17 protein-coding genes are annotated in these 16,899 nt (G+C 35.6%); 7 read left to right on the forward strand and 10 right to left on the reverse strand.

Annotated elements, in window-relative coordinates:
- The first annotated feature begins 59 nt into the window (after nt 1-59).
- Both ABWU55_RS07850 and ABWU55_RS05200 read left to right on the forward strand, forming a co-directional pair.
- Nucleotides 60-1,067, forward strand: a complete 1,008-nt coding sequence (locus tag ABWU55_RS07850) for a polyprenyl synthetase family protein (protein WP_010082029.1) — start codon at nt 60-62, stop codon at nt 1,065-1,067.
- Nucleotides 1,060-2,001 (forward strand): FKBP-type peptidyl-prolyl cis-trans isomerase, encoded by a 942-nt coding sequence (locus tag ABWU55_RS05200; RefSeq protein ID WP_353286200.1) that lies wholly within the window; start codon nt 1,060-1,062, stop codon nt 1,999-2,001. The genes ABWU55_RS07850 and ABWU55_RS05200 overlap by 8 nt, the downstream gene beginning before the upstream one ends.
- A gap of 68 nt (nt 2,002-2,069) precedes the next feature.
- Here ABWU55_RS05200 and hslU read toward each other — a convergent pair whose 3' ends face one another.
- On the reverse strand, nt 2,070-3,560 hold the full coding sequence (gene hslU, locus ABWU55_RS05205) for an ATP-dependent protease ATPase subunit HslU (protein ID WP_006280200.1): 1,491 nt from the start codon (nt 3,558-3,560) through the stop codon (nt 2,070-2,072).
- A gap of 1 nt (nt 3,561) precedes the next feature.
- A complete protein-coding gene (hslV, locus tag ABWU55_RS05210) occupies nt 3,562-4,116 on the reverse strand; it encodes an ATP-dependent protease subunit HslV (RefSeq protein ID WP_006280198.1) in 555 nt (184 codons plus the stop codon).
- A gap of 115 nt (nt 4,117-4,231) precedes the next feature.
- Between hslV and gshA the strand changes: the two genes are divergently transcribed.
- Entirely contained in the window at nt 4,232-5,392 is a 1,161-nt protein-coding gene (gene gshA / locus ABWU55_RS05215) for a glutamate--cysteine ligase (protein WP_010963085.1), read from the forward strand.
- Between the two features lie 3 nt (nt 5,393-5,395).
- Here the strand turns inward: gshA and ABWU55_RS05220 are convergent, their stop codons facing one another.
- From ABWU55_RS05220 to ABWU55_RS05230, 3 genes are all read right to left on the reverse strand, one after another.
- Nucleotides 5,396-6,193 (reverse strand): hypothetical protein, encoded by a 798-nt coding sequence (locus tag ABWU55_RS05220; protein WP_006280195.1) that lies wholly within the window; start codon nt 6,191-6,193, stop codon nt 5,396-5,398.
- A gap of 70 nt (nt 6,194-6,263) precedes the next feature.
- Nucleotides 6,264-7,211, reverse strand: coding sequence for a ferrochelatase (hemH, locus tag ABWU55_RS05225; protein ID WP_209472379.1), 948 nt, complete (start codon nt 7,209-7,211; stop codon nt 6,264-6,266).
- Complete coding sequence (locus tag ABWU55_RS05230; protein ID WP_353286201.1) at nt 7,212-8,033, reverse strand: hypothetical protein; 822 nt, start codon at nt 8,031-8,033, stop codon at nt 7,212-7,214.
- A gap of 113 nt (nt 8,034-8,146) precedes the next feature.
- Here ABWU55_RS05230 and ndk point away from each other — a divergent pair, with 113 nt between their 5' ends.
- The 3 genes from ndk to ABWU55_RS05250 all read left to right on the forward strand — a co-directional run bounded on the left by ndk (nt 8,147) and on the right by ABWU55_RS05250 (nt 11,502).
- Nucleotides 8,147-8,566: a nucleoside-diphosphate kinase gene (gene ndk / locus ABWU55_RS05235; protein ID WP_209472382.1), complete on the forward strand. Its 420-nt coding sequence runs from the start codon at nt 8,147-8,149 to the stop codon at nt 8,564-8,566.
- 1,106 nt (nt 8,567-9,672) lie between these two features.
- Complete coding sequence (gene recR, locus ABWU55_RS05245; protein WP_010963080.1) at nt 9,673-10,278, forward strand: recombination mediator RecR; 606 nt, start codon at nt 9,673-9,675, stop codon at nt 10,276-10,278.
- A gap of 3 nt (nt 10,279-10,281) precedes the next feature.
- The gene (locus ABWU55_RS05250) at nt 10,282-11,502 is read left to right on the forward strand and encodes a P-loop NTPase fold protein (protein ID WP_353286202.1); all 1,221 of its coding nucleotides are present in this window, start codon (nt 10,282-10,284) and stop codon (nt 11,500-11,502) included.
- A 45-nt stretch (nt 11,503-11,547) separates the two neighbouring features.
- Here ABWU55_RS05250 and ABWU55_RS05255 read toward each other — a convergent pair whose 3' ends face one another.
- Nucleotides 11,548-12,372, reverse strand: a complete 825-nt coding sequence (locus ABWU55_RS05255) for a hypothetical protein (RefSeq protein WP_209472386.1) — start codon at nt 12,370-12,372, stop codon at nt 11,548-11,550.
- Between the two features lie 69 nt (nt 12,373-12,441).
- Nucleotides 12,442-13,806 carry a pyruvate dehydrogenase complex dihydrolipoamide acetyltransferase gene (locus ABWU55_RS05260; protein ID WP_264707396.1) on the reverse strand — a complete coding sequence of 455 codons (1,365 nt, stop codon included), beginning with the start codon at nt 13,804-13,806 and terminating at the stop codon, nt 12,442-12,444.
- Nucleotides 13,807-13,879: 73 nt separating this feature from the next.
- Here ABWU55_RS05260 and ABWU55_RS05265 point away from each other — a divergent pair, with 73 nt between their 5' ends.
- Nucleotides 13,880-14,368 carry an SH3 domain-containing protein gene (locus ABWU55_RS05265; protein ID WP_006280060.1) on the forward strand — a complete coding sequence of 163 codons (489 nt, stop codon included), beginning with the start codon at nt 13,880-13,882 and terminating at the stop codon, nt 14,366-14,368.
- Here the strand turns inward: ABWU55_RS05265 and ABWU55_RS05270 are convergent.
- The 3 genes from ABWU55_RS05270 to ABWU55_RS05280 all read right to left on the reverse strand — a co-directional run bounded on the left by ABWU55_RS05270 (nt 14,365) and on the right by ABWU55_RS05280 (nt 16,361).
- A complete protein-coding gene (locus ABWU55_RS05270; RefSeq protein ID WP_138264841.1) occupies nt 14,365-14,832 on the reverse strand; it encodes a hypothetical protein in 468 nt (155 codons plus the stop codon). The two genes, ABWU55_RS05265 and ABWU55_RS05270, sit on opposite strands and share 4 nt — an antisense overlap.
- Nucleotides 14,833-14,956: 124 nt before the next feature.
- Entirely contained in the window at nt 14,957-16,270 is a 1,314-nt protein-coding gene (ltrA, locus tag ABWU55_RS05275) for a group II intron reverse transcriptase/maturase (RefSeq protein WP_006280268.1), read from the reverse strand.
- Nucleotides 16,233-16,361 carry a hypothetical protein gene (locus ABWU55_RS05280; RefSeq protein ID WP_255324786.1) on the reverse strand — a complete coding sequence of 43 codons (129 nt, stop codon included), beginning with the start codon at nt 16,359-16,361 and terminating at the stop codon, nt 16,233-16,235. The genes ltrA and ABWU55_RS05280 overlap by 38 nt, the downstream gene beginning before the upstream one ends.
- Nucleotides 16,362-16,899: the final 538 nt, after the last annotated feature.

The raw sequence follows: 16,899 nt of genomic DNA on the forward strand, positions 1-16,899 counted from the left end.
AAAGTTTTCTACTGCCCTAGCTGGCTAGCGTTACGTGCTAAACAATTAACAATTCAAAAATGCTAGACGAAACAACAAAAAATTTGCTTATTGTAGAAGTAAATAAACTCTTACCCGAAAATAGCGAGAATAAGCTTATATCAGCTATGCGTTATATACTCCTTGCTCCTGCAAAACATATACGCTCCTTTTTAGTCGTAGCTTCATCGCGAGTGTTTAACGCGGAAGCTAAAAAAGTAATATCAGTTGCTGCAGCAATTGAATTTGTTCATGCTTACTCTCTAATTCACGATGATTTACCGTGCATGGACAACAGTGATACTCGCAGAAGCCAGCTAAGCTGCCATAAAAAATTTGATGAAGCAACAGCAGTGCTTGCCGGAGATGCACTACTTACTCTGGCTTTTGAGGTATTATCTTCGTTAAATGAGAAACGCTGTGAGATCATAAAAGTTCTTTCTCAGGCAATAGGAATTAGGGGAATGGTGGGAGGACAGGCTTTAGATATTAACAGTGAGCATATAGATTTTAGCCCCCAACCCTCTGTCATTCAAGTAGCGGACACTGGGATCCAGAAGGCTTTGCCTACAAGCATTTCGTGCAAAAAGCCATGCGATAGTGGAGCTGAACATGAAATGGATTCCAGTGTCAGCTACTTGCATGACACCCTTTCTACCTTAAAACTACAACATTCGTACGGCTGTATGTATGACGCTGGAATGACGTCGGGCCAAGCTGATAAAATAAAAGAAATTCATTTGATGAAAACCGCAAAACTATTTGCAGCTTCATGTGAAATAGGTGCTATAATAGGGGGTGCTACAGACAAGCAACGTAAAGCGTTATATAACTATGGAATAAATCTAGGGCTTATCTTTCAAGCTAAGGATGATATTGAAGACTACGAACAAGATAAAACAAATAATCTTATGTCTGTGCTTGGTAAAAGTGAAGTAGAGGACTATATAGACGGCCTCTTTAAACAAGGCTTGGATAATTTGAGTGCGCTTTCAGGGGATACTAATTATTTATATGATTTATTGAATCAAGTAAAGAAAGATGGTTAGAAAAATTATATTACAAATGCTTATTTCCGTAGTAATGATTCTCACTTTAACTTCTGCTTTTGTGTTTACTATTGTCTATATAAACAAAGGTAAACCGGAAAAAAAGGACAAGCTTTATGAGATAAATGCCACGCATGGTGGTTTGATACAGACGATAGCACATTACCTAGTGAAGCCAATACTTGAATCAGCACTTGACCGCTATATTGAAAAGCATGGGCTGACAGAATATTTAGAAGAAATAACGCAGCAAAAGGAAGAAGATTCAATAAATTTTTATGAAATTACTGAAGGCAGTGGCAGCAAGGCTTTTTGTGGCCTGGAAGTCCTATTGCAAATATATAAAATTTCTAATAATAACTCAGCAACACTCCCTAGCAAAGTTTCTGATGTTACTTTGAAAATAGGTCAAGATGACCTAAAAGAAGTGAGTTTAGGGGTAATAGGTATGAAAGAAGGCGGAGAGCGTGTAGTTACTATTGCCAATGAGAACAAAATGAATTTTAATTCTTATTACGTCAAACTGATCGAAGTAAAGGATAAATATCCCGACTCAGTAAATAATCTGATGGTTTTTAATGACTTAATTAACAAGACTGGAAAACAAGTAAGGTGCGGTGATGAGATATCGGTTAAATATAGCGTAAAGGAGCATAATGGGGAATATATAGTCAAAGATCAAACAGTGCAATTTAGGGTTGGCGATAAAAAAATACCACTTGCTATAGAGCTTGGAGTTGTGGGAATGAGAGCTGGTAATAAAAGAACTATTCTTTCTCCGCCTGACCTTTTGACTATTACTAACGATATGTTAATAAAAGACATAGATTATGATGAAGAAAATATCTCAATAATTGACTTAAGCTTAGATGTTAAGCAAGAGGTCGCAGCACACCATTCTACTGTTGAAAAACAGCCTAAAGAATATAGCTGAAATTTTAGGTCTACTGGCTAATCTTCTGAACACTCTCTATACTACTTAAAGTAGGCTTTTCGTTTTTCCTAAAGTATAAACTTAGATAAATCAAGCTGCTTCGAAATTGACTCAAGTTTATCTTTTACATACTTGCTGTCTATAATGAATTTTTCGCTATTTTTCTCAGAAGCAATGAAACTTATTTCATCTAAAAGCTTCTCCATGACAGTGTGAAGCCTTCTTGCGCCTATATTTTCCACTTGCCTATTAACTGTAAACGCTATTTCAGCTATGGTTTTTATACCATCATCAGTGAACTCAAGTGTCACATTTTCTGTTTTCATTAAAGCTATGTACTGCTTTAACAAACTAGATTCTGGTTCCTTTAATATTCTTATTAAATCCTCTTGAGTAAGTGCCTTAAGTTCTACCCTGATCGGTAATCTGCCCTGCAATTCCGGTAAGAGGTCAGATGGTTTAGACTGATGAAAAGCACCAGATGCAATAAATAATATATAGTCTGTTTTTACATGGCCATACTTAGTTGTAACAGTTGTTCCTTCAAGTAATGGTAACAGATCGCGTTGCACTCCTTCTCTGTTTACTTCACCTTTTACTTCTGTACGCGCTGCAATTTTGTCTATTTCATCCAAAAATACTATACCGTCATTACTAACAAGATCAATGGCTTCTTTGATTATCTTATCTTCATCCATTAGCCTTTCACTTTCTTCATTAATTAATATTTCACGCGCTTCTTTTACCTTCACCGTAATAGTTTTTGTTTTTTTGCTCCCGTTAAACATCTTGCCCATTATTTCTGTTACATTCATCACACCAACTTGCCCACCTGGCATGCCTGGTATATCGAAAGTAGGTAACATACTCTTGCTCTCTCTGACGTTAATAGAAACTTCTCCGTCCTCAAACTCTTTATTCCTCAACCTTTCTCTAAAAATTTTTTTACTCTCTTCGGTTGCATTTTCGCCTACCATAGAGTTTACTATTGTTTTCTCAGCTAAAATTAAAGCCTTTTTAGCTAAGGCTTTACGGGCTTTCTCTTTAACTAAAACTATTGCTGCATCAACTAAATCGCGTATTATCGAATCAACGTCACGTCCAACGTACCCTATTTCAGTAAACTTCGTTGCCTCAATTTTTATGAACGGTGCACCGGCAAGTTTTGCTAAGCGACGAGCTATTTCAGTTTTACCAACCCCTGTATGACCGATCATCAATATATTCTTAGGTATGATTTCATCACGCAATGGAAATGGAACCTGATTGCGACGCCAACGATTTCTGAGCGCAATAGCAACAGCACGCTTTGCATCATCCTGTCCGATTATGAATCTGTCCAATTCTTTAACTATCTTCTGTGGTGGAAGGTCATCTAACAAAACTTGAGTGCTGTCATTAACTTGAACATCGCTGTCATTTGAATCAAAACCACTCTTAGTATCTTTATAGAGGTTATCTTTTTCATCGTAGGTGTCACTACTACAAGACCGCCCTTCTGAAAGGGTTATGGGCTGATTGGAAAAATTGGTGCATAAAGTTTTTTGCTTGGAAGACATATCACTCCTCTATCTTTTCAATAACTACATTATGATTTGTATAAACACATATATCGCCAGCTATCTTCATAGCCTTTTTCGCAATTTCCTCTATTGATATTCCTTTAATGTCAATTAAAGCTCTTGCTGCAGATAGAGCAAAATTTCCCCCAGAGCCAATAGCTGCGACTCCATCTTCAGGTTCAAGAACATCACCTGTTCCCGTAATTACTAATGAAATAGATTTATCTGCAACGATCATCATAGCTTCTAATTTCCTCAGATATTTATCCATTCTCCAGTCTTTTGCAAGTTCAACACATGCTCTCATTAATTGCCCTGGGTGCTTGTCAAGTTTAGATTCTAATCTTTCAAAAAGAGTAAATGCGTCGGCTGTTGCCCCGGCAAATCCAGCAATTACGGAATCACCAGAAAGACGCCTAACTTTTTTTGCTCCAGATTTTATAACAGTGTGGCCCAGTGAAACTTGTCCGTCACCTATTACTACTACACTTTTATCTTTTCTAATTGATAATATAGTAGTGCCATACATTTTATTGTTATCGTGTTGAATCATTTTTCTATCACTTTAAATAAGAATCTCATTATACTTTAATCTTTAGTCAAATTTACTAAATATGTTCAACTATAGCTTATAATATAATACCTTCCTTATAACATTTAAAGTGCAGATGCAAAACATAATTCACCCAGATTTGGAAAAAAGTATAAATAATTGGTTCGAAGCAAAATTTAATGGCCTTACATCGCCATTTTATAGCTCTATAGATCTTAGAAACTCTGGCTATAAAATCGTTCCAGTAGACGCTAATTTATTTCCTGCGGGGTTCAATAACTTAAGTGAAGAATCAAGAACGATGGCAGCAAGATTGATAAAAAGCTATTTTAAAAGACATCAATACAAAAAGGTTCTTATAATACCGGAAAATTATACACGCAATAAAATGTATATAGAAAACGTATTTGTTATAGAGAAAATACTACAACTCGCAGGTTTTGAGACTAGAATTGGCCTTTTATATAATGAAGTATACAATTTAATAGAACAGTATGAAACTGTTGTGAAAGAAAACTCCCTGCTAAAGACAACTTCAGGATTTGTGCCTGATGTTATTATACTGAACCGTGATATGACGAGCCACATTCCAGACACGCTGAAAGACGTAAAGCAAGATATAGTACCAAGCCCACTATACGGTTGGCATAGCAGGCAGAAATTTAAGTATTTTGAAATCTATCAAGAATTAGCATCTGAGTTTTGTGGCAAATTTAAAATAGACCCATGGCTAATTTCTGTGCTTACAGAGAGCTGTGATGGAGTTGATTTTGATGATGATTTGTCACTAGGAGCAGTAGCAACTAAAGTTGACCAAATATTATCTCTAGTGCAAAAAAAATACGAAGAATATAAAATAAAAACACAACCTTACGTTTTTATCAAAGCAAGCAATGGCACATATGGGATGGGCATTATAACAGCAACAAGTGGAGAGGAAATATTAAACCTCAATAAAAAAAAGCGTCATAAAATGAAAAAGATAAAAGAAGGAATAGCAATCAATAGCGTTATTATACAAGAAGGTGTACCAACCATTGACATGTTTAAAAGCAGTTCTGCAGAACCGCTAATATACTATATAGGAGATACTTCAACATGTTACTTATACCGATGTAATAGCAGAAAAGATGTATATTCTAGCTTGAATGCCACTGACTGTGAGTTTCATGATGTTAGCCAGGTTGTAGAAGGTAAAATTCTATCACTTTGGAGTATTGTTAGCAAATTAGCAGTACTAGCGTTGGCAGTAGAAATAAAATCTTTTCATCCCTAATTCTTATACCTCTACAGTGCTGTCATTAGAATGACCGTTTATATTATGAACATCATCAAGTTCAGTGGAAGGATCATCATTGACAGGTTGTTGAAACAATTTGTCAAGCTGAACTGCAAGAAATACTGCACTATATATTATGCTGACTGTTACGCTTAAGTTGAAATTATAGATTATACCATTACCTAAGTTTATTGGTATAGTTGGAGTCTCTATCCTTCTTAATATGAAGTTTAATAAACCTAACGACAAAGTTAATGTGCTAATAATAAGGTCCTTCTTACACTCAGCAGACTTTTCAGGATCCTTATTATCCAGATATTCCTTGCATGTATAATAATAGCTTATAGGTTCTGAAATGAACAAAAATAGGATCGTTGAGGTTAAGTTAATATAACTTATTATGTCTGTATTGCTTCCAGTGCAAAAATGGATGATTTTCAACATCATTAGCGCTTCTATGGTGCTGCTTGCAAGATTAGCCGATTTACCCACAATTTTTGCCAGCTCTTTTTTACTCTCAGGGTTTCTGTAATCCTTAATTAGATCCTGTAGAGTAAATGCAGAATGGGCAATGTATAGAATAGATGTCGGAAACTTTACTAGTCGAGCAACATTCCGTATAAGAAAGATATTGGATCTATTATTGTCAATGAACTCGCAGCAAAATTGCAGTGAAATCTTACACAATAGGGCTGTTAAACCTGTTGTGATGCAGATTACCTTCCTGAAATCATGATCATAAATATCATGCACCCTTTGTGCGAGTATGTTAGATTTCTTTTTTAGCTTGTTTGGCATGAAATAGTTAATAACTTCCTGTTATTCTATCACATAAAATCCTAAAAGAAAAGCCCTATGAATCAGGACTTTAAGGGAGATTTATGCACAAATCGGCTAAGCATTTTATAAACAAGGGATCGGTACTGAGAGTTGGCACACGAAAGTAATATCCATCCTTGATAATTGCTTTATATTCTATATCAAGTTCAACTAGAGTTTCTGAATGCTCAGAAACAAAAGATATAGGTGATAGAACTACAGGTACACCATCAGCTTTTGCGCGTAATAGCTCACTTTCAGTGCTTGGCTCTAGCCATTTTACAGGACCAATCTTACTCTGATAACATATTGACCAATCTAAGTTATTGATAGCTAACTTTTCTACTATTAACTCTACGCTTCTTTCTACCTGTGAAGCGTAAGGGTCGCCCTTTTTAATGATACTAAGAGGTAAGCTATGGGCTGAAAATAGGACTCTTGGTTTACCGATTTTGCTAGCCAATTTATAGTACTTAGCTATCAGATTAGCGTGAGCTTCAATAAAATCTTGGTTATCATAATAACGGTGAATCATTTTTGTATTGCATTTTAGGCCATACCGTTTAGCATTTTTTTGCCAATTCTCGATGGATGACAGAGTTGTGGTAGTTGAATATTGTGGATACAGTGGCAACAGAATTACTTCGTCAGGATCAAATTGTTTTACACTTTTAACAACTTCGTCGGCAAAAGGGTGCCAGTAGCGCATGCAGATGAATACCTTGTATACATGGTTTCTATCTTCATTTAATTTTAGTTCTAAAGCATTAACTTGTGCTTTCGTATTATCCAAAATCGGCGATTTGCCTCCGATTTGCTCATATATTTCTCGTGCAGTATTTTCTCGTTTCGCAGATATAAACTTTGCTAAAAGAAACCGAAAGGGATTCGGTAGATTGATTATTCTCCTGTCATAAAAAAGGTTGAATAAAAAAGGACGAACCGCATTCAATGAATTAGGTCCGCCAAGGTTAAATAAGATAACTGCCTTTTTCACCTACGCACTACTACAACAAGTTACTTTTGGGGTGCCTATAAAATTAGCTACACACTCATCAAATTTAGTTATGGGCACTAAATTTCTTACACTTGCATACAATAAATGACCTGATCTCTGCAGGTTACTCTTGGTGGATGTGAAGTTCCAATCGAAAAATGTATCGACAAAAAGACTTGGTACCGTTTCAAGAAGTTCAACAGCAGCTAAAGATAGCATTATACAACTTTGCAGGACATTCAGAAGAACCTTGAGGGGAAAAAGTAAAACTTTAACGAAAAGAGAGGTGCTACTTGTTTCATCCAGTAGTCGCCCTGAGTTAGGCGAATTATACTCGGTGTGTTTTCTATTTTGATCAAAGATAGGAAATTTTATAGTATCTTTCTTAAATTCCGCGTCTATTTCTTTTCTACTATGGTTAGTGATTTTTTCCATTAACTTCTCACGCAGATGAAAAGTTCTGACAATAAAACATGTGGCAATCATTAAGGAAGCACATAAAAGTGCGCATTGCATGAGGCTCATACTGCCTAGCATAGCTGGCAGTGCAAAACAAACAAGCGGTGCTATGATTGTCATTTCAAGAAATGGAATAGTGTTTCTTTTCATTGCAAAAGCAGCACCTTTTTTTAATTCTGTATTATGATGTAAGCTATATTCCAAAAAGCTTAAAAAGGCCAAATTAAAAGTTAAAAATCCTTTTGTTCCACAAAAAAGTGATGACTTAAAGTTACTTACTAATTTTTTAGTAGTAGATTTAGCTTGTTTTTTAGTGGTAGGCTCAGCTTGTTTAGTAGTGTTATTTTTACAACATTCACCCATACAATACCTCCTTGATGGTTTATTCTTAACTATAAATAAAAAACTGCTTTTATCAAATCAAAATTTACAATAAAATAAATCTATAAATATACTATTTTATATAAGGAAATAATATGGCAATTGAGAGAACACTTTCGATATTAAAACCTGATGCAGTAAAAAATAATATTACAGGCAATATAAATTCCTACATCGAACAATCTGGGCTGAAAATCACAGCACAAAAAATGATGTTACTAACAAAAAAACAAGCAGAGCTGTTTTATGAAATTCATAAAGATAGGCCTTTTTTTGGGGAATTAGTAGAGTTTATGACCTCTGGTTCTGTGGTAGTTCAAGTTTTAGTTGGTGAAAATGCAGTAAGTAAATACAGACAAATCATGGGAGCTACCAATCCAAAGCAGGCAGATAAAGGCACAATCAGGGGTGATTTTGCTGATGATATTAGTGAAAATAGAGTCCACGGCTCGGATAGTCTAGAAAATGCTCGTAAGGAGATAGCTTTCTTTTTTGCTGAATGTGAGTTGGTGTAGTTAACTCAGATTGGCGTCATCCAAGTAGCTGACAACATAGAAACGAAAAAACTTGCTTGACACCCTCCGCCAGCCCCCTTATCATGAAACTGAAGCTATTGTATTTGCTTTCGCCAATCTGCAGATTAAAAGGTAAGGATTACTTAATGTATCGGCGTCTTATGTTCAATTTTTTGCAGTATATAGATACTGTATGTCTTTACAAAACTTCATCTACATCTAGGTTTTTATCTAAATAAGCTGAACGCGCTTATAAAGCGTTACAAGACATCAAAAAATGCCAATACTCGACAGAGATAGTAAAAGACTAGCTAACTCGGGGATTCTTTGTCTTTTTTTCTGCTTAGTAAATTTCTTAAACATTTGCAGCGTAAGTTAGTTGCAATTAAAAGCGGCTGAATCTCGCTTGTCAAGCGTTTAAAACATAAAAAACGCCAATATTTTAAAGCGGATAATAACCCCAGGGCTTCTTTTGCCTTTTTTTTCATTTGGTAAATTTCTTAATATTTATAGCTAAAGTAATTTAAAAGTCCGTGAAGGGTGTCATGCCAGTGCTTGACACTGGCATCCAGTTTTCCATATAATCTCATCAAAAATGTTTATTTTCTAGCTACTTTTATACTTATCAACCCAGTATGCTTACTTACAATTAAAATTTCTGGATCCCAGTGTCTGGGCACTGGGATGACAGCTAGCCTGACAACCGTCATCCCGCTACTTGTTAGCGGGATCTAGAGATACCGAGAATGAATCGCGGTATGACGTAGGACTGCTGTCATTCCAGTCTGGAATCTAGTTCTTATTGTACATTTACTTGGTAGAGTTAAATTTCCTGGATCCAAGTAGTCGGCTACTCGGATGACAGGAGAAGGTACTGCCGTCATAAAGGAACCAGTGTCAGCTACTTGGATGATACCTTTTTTCTACTTAGTTTGGGTTATGCAAGAAGTCTATTATAATCAGGCTTTAAGTGTGCGGAAGTAATTTTTTTCGTTAAAGTAAAAAATTTTTTCTATAGCTGATCAAAGTGGGATCAAGAGAAACTTACCACTTTCTTTACAAAGGGTTTGATGTTACCATTTGACTGCCTATTCTGAATTTATTGAATGAACGTTAACATAAAAAATCTAGTTCATGCTTTCTCTAAATTGCCAAGTTTAGGGCCATCATCATCACGCAGGTTAGTTATACATTTACTCCAAAACAAAGAAAAAGTTATGCTACCACTTGCATCTTTGATTAAAGAGCTAGCAGATCTTATAATAGAGTGTGAAGTTTGCGGAAATCTAGATACTAAGTCACCTTGTTCTATTTGTACTAACCCAAAACGTGACACTAAGTTACTGTGTGTAGTAGAAGAATTAGGTGATCTATGGGCGTTTGAAAAAGGAAATATATATTCAGGTTTATACCATGTTTTGGGTGGCAGATTGTCTGCAATAAATGGCATAGGTCCAAAAGAACTCAACCTTGACACTATTCTGAAAAGAGTGACAGAGTCTAAAATTGAAGAGATAATTATCGCAATTAATCCGACATTAGAGGGTCAAGTTACTGCACAATATATAATTGAATTGCTAAAAAATTTGGATGTGAAAATATCACGTCTTGCTTGCGGCATACCAATGGGCGGAGAAATTGACTATCTTGATGAAGGAACGCTGAGGATAGCACTTACTTCAAGACAAGAATATGAGTTAAATATAAAATAAGACATGTGCTTAAAAAAACTTATATCGCTAATAACATTCAAAAAGAAAGAAATAGCGCCACCACTTAAAGTGGTGGCTTGGGAAAATGACCGTCTAAACTATAAGCAATTTTCAGGTAAATTTAACAATATAATTAAAACAATTGATCAGTCTTTTACAATAATATCTTTGGAAGGATATGATGGATGGGGCAAGACGTTTTTTTTGAAAGAATGGGTAAAAGAGTTAAAACAGCAAAATGAAATTGCAGCTTATTATAGTGCATGGGATATCAATGCATTGGACCAACCACTGCCTTCTTTTTTAAATTTCCTATTTGAAGATTTATTTGTATCGTATAAAGTAAAAAGAAGTGTTATACAACAGTTCAAGAACATAAACCAAGAGCTATTTTCTCTAAACACACTAGGAAAGCTGATCAGTAAATCTCCACTTGCTATGCTTTCAGTATTTCTTGATGCTGCAAAAGAGGCTGATAAAAAAGACATAGGTTTTGTCTTGAGTGAATTAAGTCTTCTCCAAAGAAGAAAAGAGAGTACTAGAGATTTTAAAACACAGTTAGCGGATGTGGTTCATAAAATCAGAAAAGACAAAAACATTTATATAATGGTGGATAATCTTGATGTGTGCCGTCCTAAATTCGTTGTCGATTTTTTGGAATCTATAAAGTATATGCTTGATGTGGAGGGGCTGGTTTTCATTATTTCTGTAAGTAAAGATAAGAGTAATGTACAAAGAGCAATCAGCACAATACTTGGACCAAATTTTGACCTAAAATCTTTTACTGATCTCTCTTTACATTTGCCAAAACAACCGATAGAAAAATTTACAAAAGAACTATTTGAAAATATTAAATTACCGAAAAAGTCAAAAAATTTGATTGTAGATAGTTTTATATTTTATGCAGAAAACCTGTCACTATCGTTAAAAACAATAGAATACTGCGTAAAAAAAATAAAGCTGTGTCTTCTGAATCACACAAGAGAAGAATTACCTGATCCGAATTTGTTTTCATTTTTGGTAATACTGCAATCGATAAATATTGATATATATGAGGAATTAGGTTTTTCATATCAAAGAGCATTGGAAAAAATTGAAAATGAATATAAATCTTTAGTTCTAAATGGTCAAGAAGAATGGGAAAAACTTAAAACCTCTCTAGAAACTGCTTTTGCAGAGAGGGGGTCAAAAATTAACAAAGCTATAAAGGATATACTATTTTGAAAAGATACCCTACCTTTACATATACAAAGATAGGGTAACATTTGATTAACGCCCTTTTACTATGTCATTACCTTGTTCAAACTTTCTGATTAATTCGCTTACATTGACATTAGATAATTTTTTACCTGCAGATTTGTCATTATGTGAAGCATCAGGTTTACGAAGGTCTTCCTTACTGTTACTCCTAGTAATATTACATCTAACAATGTTTGAATTATTAGACTTATCGCTTACATCTGAAATATTGCTTTTTTCACTACATGAAGACGAATTACTCGACATATTGCCTAAGCTAAAGAGCTTTTTACCTTGATAGATTGGATTCCAATCAAGTGGATTATAAGTTTTTTTGCTAGTCTCAACCTTTTGGTTATTTTGCTGTTTAGGAGAAAAACCAAGTTTTTCTCTTTCTTTCTTGCTTAGCGTTTTGAGAAATTTTACGGTTTCTAATTCATCAGTTGCTTGTACTTTATGTAAATCAAAGCTTTTTTGATGGTTATCCTGCTTAACATTTTCCATCATTTTATCTTTTATTGTTCTATCCTCATCATCAGAAGTGCTGCTACTAATATCACTGATACCACTATCCCCTGAATTGCGGCGTTGTTTGTTAGGAGTGCTATGAATGTTGTCTTCCATGAGTTTTTGCATTGTTGGGCCAAATGTTCTTCCAAGATTGCTACTCACTGTTTTATTACTATCATTTGCTTGAGAATGAGGTACATTTCGCTCAAAAATTGCTTTTATTCCAGTAAATTTAGCTTGGGAAGATTTCGGAGGAACAGGTGGAGCAACCATGCCTTTTGAGTTAATCTTTCCTTCATTTTGAGGAAAAATTTTTGGATTATTTTTTTCTACTGTAGTATTCATTTTTTTACCTCTAAACCTATTAACTAATAAAAGTATAAACTTAGAGGTATTAATTTTGTAATAACAATGCTAATAGATTACCGCAGTTTCAATAAGCATCACCAGAGGATTCTCTATATAATGCTTAAAGGCATTTAAAAACTTTGCTCCGAGTGCCCCATCAACTGCTCTATGGTCAACAGAGAGCGTTACTGTCATTATTTCTGCTATTTCTATTTTCTCATTCATAACAATTGGTTGTTTTTTAGATGCACCAACTGCCATAATGCAAGATTGCGGCGGATTGATTATAGCACTGAAGGCTTTTATACCAAACATCCCTAAGTTGGAGATAGTAAACCCTCCTCCTTGAAACTCTTCAGGTTTCAATTTTCCAGATCTTGCTCTGCTTACTAAATCTTTCACTTCTTTTGATATAGATAAAATACCCTTTTTATCAGCATTTTTTACTATAGGAGTAATTAGCCCATCTTCAAGTGCCACAGCGATTGAAATATCTATATTTGAATATCTCAGTATTTTATTATCTATCCACGAAGAATTTATATCAGGAAATTTTTTCATGCTGAAAGCTGCAGCTTTTATGATTAGATCATTAATTGTTACTTTATTGTTTTCATCTGCTGAGTTAATCTCGTTTTTTAACGATATTAACTTATCAACCTGGCAATCTACAGTTAAATAAAAATGTGGAACATTCTGTTTTGATTCAGTCAGGCGCTGTGCTATCACTTGGCGCATGTTGCTTACTTCAACTATGGTATCTTTCTCAGGACTTTCAGTATGTATACCACTGCCTAAAAACTCCAACACATCAGCCTTAATTATGCGACCATATGGTCCTGTACCTTTTAATTGCTGCACATTAACCCCTTCATTTTGAGCTATTTTCTTAGCTAATGGGCTTATTTTTGTTCTACCTTCTGCATAACCCTCTGTCATCTGAGTAGCTGACACTGGGATCCATTCTTCTTTTCTAGATCCCAGTGTCAAGCACTGGGATGACATTGAGGGGTTGGATTCCAGCGTCACGCGCTGGAATGACACCGAAGAATGACTTATTGGCTTTCCGTTTAAATCTTGGTGTTCTGATTTTTGATTATCAACAGCACTTTTTGTCACTTCCTTTTTAACTGCACTATTGATGGAAGTTGAAGTATAGTTGTTAAGTGCACTTTCATCTTCTCCTTCTTCCAGCATTAAAGCTATTGGTTGATTTACAGACACGCCACTTGTTCCTTCTGTTACTAAAATTTTTGCTATGACTCCTTCATCTATAGATTCAAACTCCATTATGGCTTTATCAGTCTCTATCTCAGCAATTACGTCGCCTACTTCAACTTTGTCTTGTTCTTTTTTATGCCACTTTACAATTTTTCCTCCAGTTTTGCTCATTGTCGGTGAAAGAGCAGGCATTAATATTTCTATAGGCATTGATTTTGCATTTAAAGATCTATTCAATTTTTAATTTACTCTTTATCTTATGTCAACCTAATCGTGAATTATGATGAATAAGTCTGTTACACTATCCCTCACGTTATCCCAGTGCGTGACACTGGGATCTTGGTTCAGTACTATTATCCTATTGTTTTTATTATTTAGCCATAGCTTGTTTGCTAACAACTTTGTTTCAACCAAATCAAATAAGATCAACATGAGAACGGGGCCAGGGTTTCACTATCCTGTAAAATGGATATACACTTGCAAAAATCTGCCCCTGAAAGTGATAGAAGAGTTTGAGAGTTGGAAAAAGGTCTGCGATATAGATGAAGACTGCGGATGGATAAAAGGCAATCTTCTTAGTGATAAGCGCTACGCGATTGTAAAAGAAGATACTTATGGATATCAAAAACAGAGTGTAGACAGCAAGATTACTATGAAAATAGACAAGTTTGTTGTGATGAAGATAGAAAAATGCAACGAAGAATGGTGCTTTCTTTCCACCCCAAAACGCAAAGCATGGGTACAAAAAAAACATATATATGGGGTTGATTAGGTTGACAAAAGATCTGAATTAACACTAGTTTCTGGGCCTTCTGTAGCATGCTCTTCAGATGAAGCAGAGGGTTCTTGAGGCTCTGGAGACTGTACAGGGCTATCACAGAAACTCCTTAACATCTCCTCAGCGGATGAATCTAAAATTTGTACAATAGACTTTTCACTCTGCTCTTTTAGCGATTGATCCACTCTAGAAATCAACTCAGAAAACTCGCTACCTGATTTTTCAGCTTCACTTTTTATTTTACTTTCTATGCTTGCAATATTACCTTGGTCAATTTCTTCTTTTGTTATGTTGAATGACTTTGCAACATCTTGATATCCAATCTTGCAATTTCCACAACCAATTATGCAAAAAGTAATAGAATCAGATATTTCGCTTGCAGCCCAATTATGTATAGTGTAAGCCAAATAATTGTCATGGTATTTAATGCTAAATTGTTGTTCTATTAACTCAGAAATTTTATTCTTTAGAGGTCTGGTAGAGACTCATGACCTTGAAACCAGCGATTTGGTCTCATAACCATAGTCTCCCCAAAAGAACCGTGCTTGCGGATTTCCCGCACACGGCTCCACAATACAGCGTTCACACTAGTGCTCCTGTGTATAAAGAAACATATACCTTTGGTTTTGGTAATGGATTTACTTTTAAATAGTGTATAAATTGTTCCCAATCCATACTTTTCTTTTGACTACGTCGGTTTATCCACTTAAATGCTAACTTTGTTACCGGTCGATAGAATTGAATCAAACACCGATAATTTCCGCTAACTCCGAAGTAGCTATAGTGTCCTGTTAGTTTGGCTTTAAGTTTCTGCCACCAATCTTTGAGACAGATACGACTTCGTACCATCTTCAACCATTCTTTGATTTCTTTAATCTTTCTGGCTAGGCTTATTTTTGAAGTTTTCTGCTTCATCATAAGTTTACCATTACGACTTTTTCCACAATAATGTGTAAATCCTAGAAAGTTGAAGCTAGCCGTCCTACGTTTCTCTCTTTCTGCTTGATACCATTCTTTCTTACCAAACTTTACTATTTTTGTTTTATTTTCAGCTATTTCCAACCCAAATTTACTTAGTCTTTGTTTCAGTAATTCTAGAAATTCTTTTGCGTCTTCTTCCCTCTCGCAGCCAACTACAAAATCGTCGCAAAACCTTATTAGCTGTAAATATCCTCTGGCTTTTGGCTTAAATTTCTTTTCAAACCATAAGTCCAGCACATAGTGTAAGTATATATTAGCTAATACAGGGCTTACTATACCACCTTGTGGTGTGCCTTGATCGGTTGCTTTATAACATCCAACTTCGACTATTCCTGCCTTTAGAAATCGTTTTATTAACCACAATAAATTTGGGTCAGCTATTCGTTCCCTTAGACAATTCATTAGCCATTTATGTTGAACATTATCAAAGAACTTCTTGATATCCACTTCTACAATATAGTTAATTGGTTTGTGCATAACTGCTTTATCTAGAGCGTTTATCGCCTGATGACAATTTCTTCCTGGTCGAAATCCATACGAGCTGTCCATAAAGTTTGCTTCATAAATATTTTCTAATATCTTCTTTAGCATTACCTGTACCAACTTATCTTCCGTTGATGGTATTCCGAGACCGCGCTTCTCTTTGCTCCCGGCTTTGGGTATGTATACCCTTTTCACTGGTAGCGGTTGATATTGTTTTCTCTTCATACTATCCACTAGTGTTTTAAGTTTCTCTTCTAGATTTTCTCCATAAGCTTCCACTGTCACACGATCTATACCACAAGCCTTGTTGCGTTTTAGTTCCTTATAACACTCTGCAAGATTCTCTTCATTAATCAAATGAACTAATGATGTAAATTTTACTCGCTTATCTTGCTTAGCCCTTACTGCTATCTGGTTTAGTTTTCCTTGCATACTCCTCCAATCTCTGTTGTATTGGTATAGCAATCCCTATACCAGTCACTATATTGCTAACCGCTTCCCCTTGTATGTGGCTTTCCCACACTCCGAGTACTATCAGTTAGTCCGACTTCCTTTGCATCTTCCTCCAGTCCTCGCCTTTATTGACTTGTTCCAGAGTACCCTTACAGGAATACAAAGGATCTCCCAAGTTCACGTAAGGTCCATCTCAACACATGACGCGGCCTTCGATCCCGATGAGGTGAGTAATATCTTGCCTTAGCGTTATTACCCATGTTGCCTTCCACCAAATGTAAAGTGTCAGCCCCCATGACGCGTGAATTACGGGACTCAATACCTTCACTTTCGTTGCACCCTATGTTGTCCATTCCATTAGCTTTACTACGCTCGTTACCTTACGCAGCATAATGGTTTGTTCCAGGTTGCCGGCTAAGCTTTACCCGTGTTGGATTTTCACCAACTGTTCCTTACGCACTTCTTGGCGCACACATTTTACACCCCCGATGCTTGAATTTTCCATACCATTCCTGAATTATCTCTAAGTGGTGGTGTGTGTACTCTGTATCTACAACTACCTATGGAAAAAGTATAGCTCTTTCCACAGAAGTCCGGATATGATAAGA

The organism is Wolbachia endosymbiont (group A) of Crataerina pallida, assembly GCF_964028475.1.
Lineage (GTDB): Bacteria > Pseudomonadota > Alphaproteobacteria > Rickettsiales > Anaplasmataceae > Wolbachia > Wolbachia pipientis.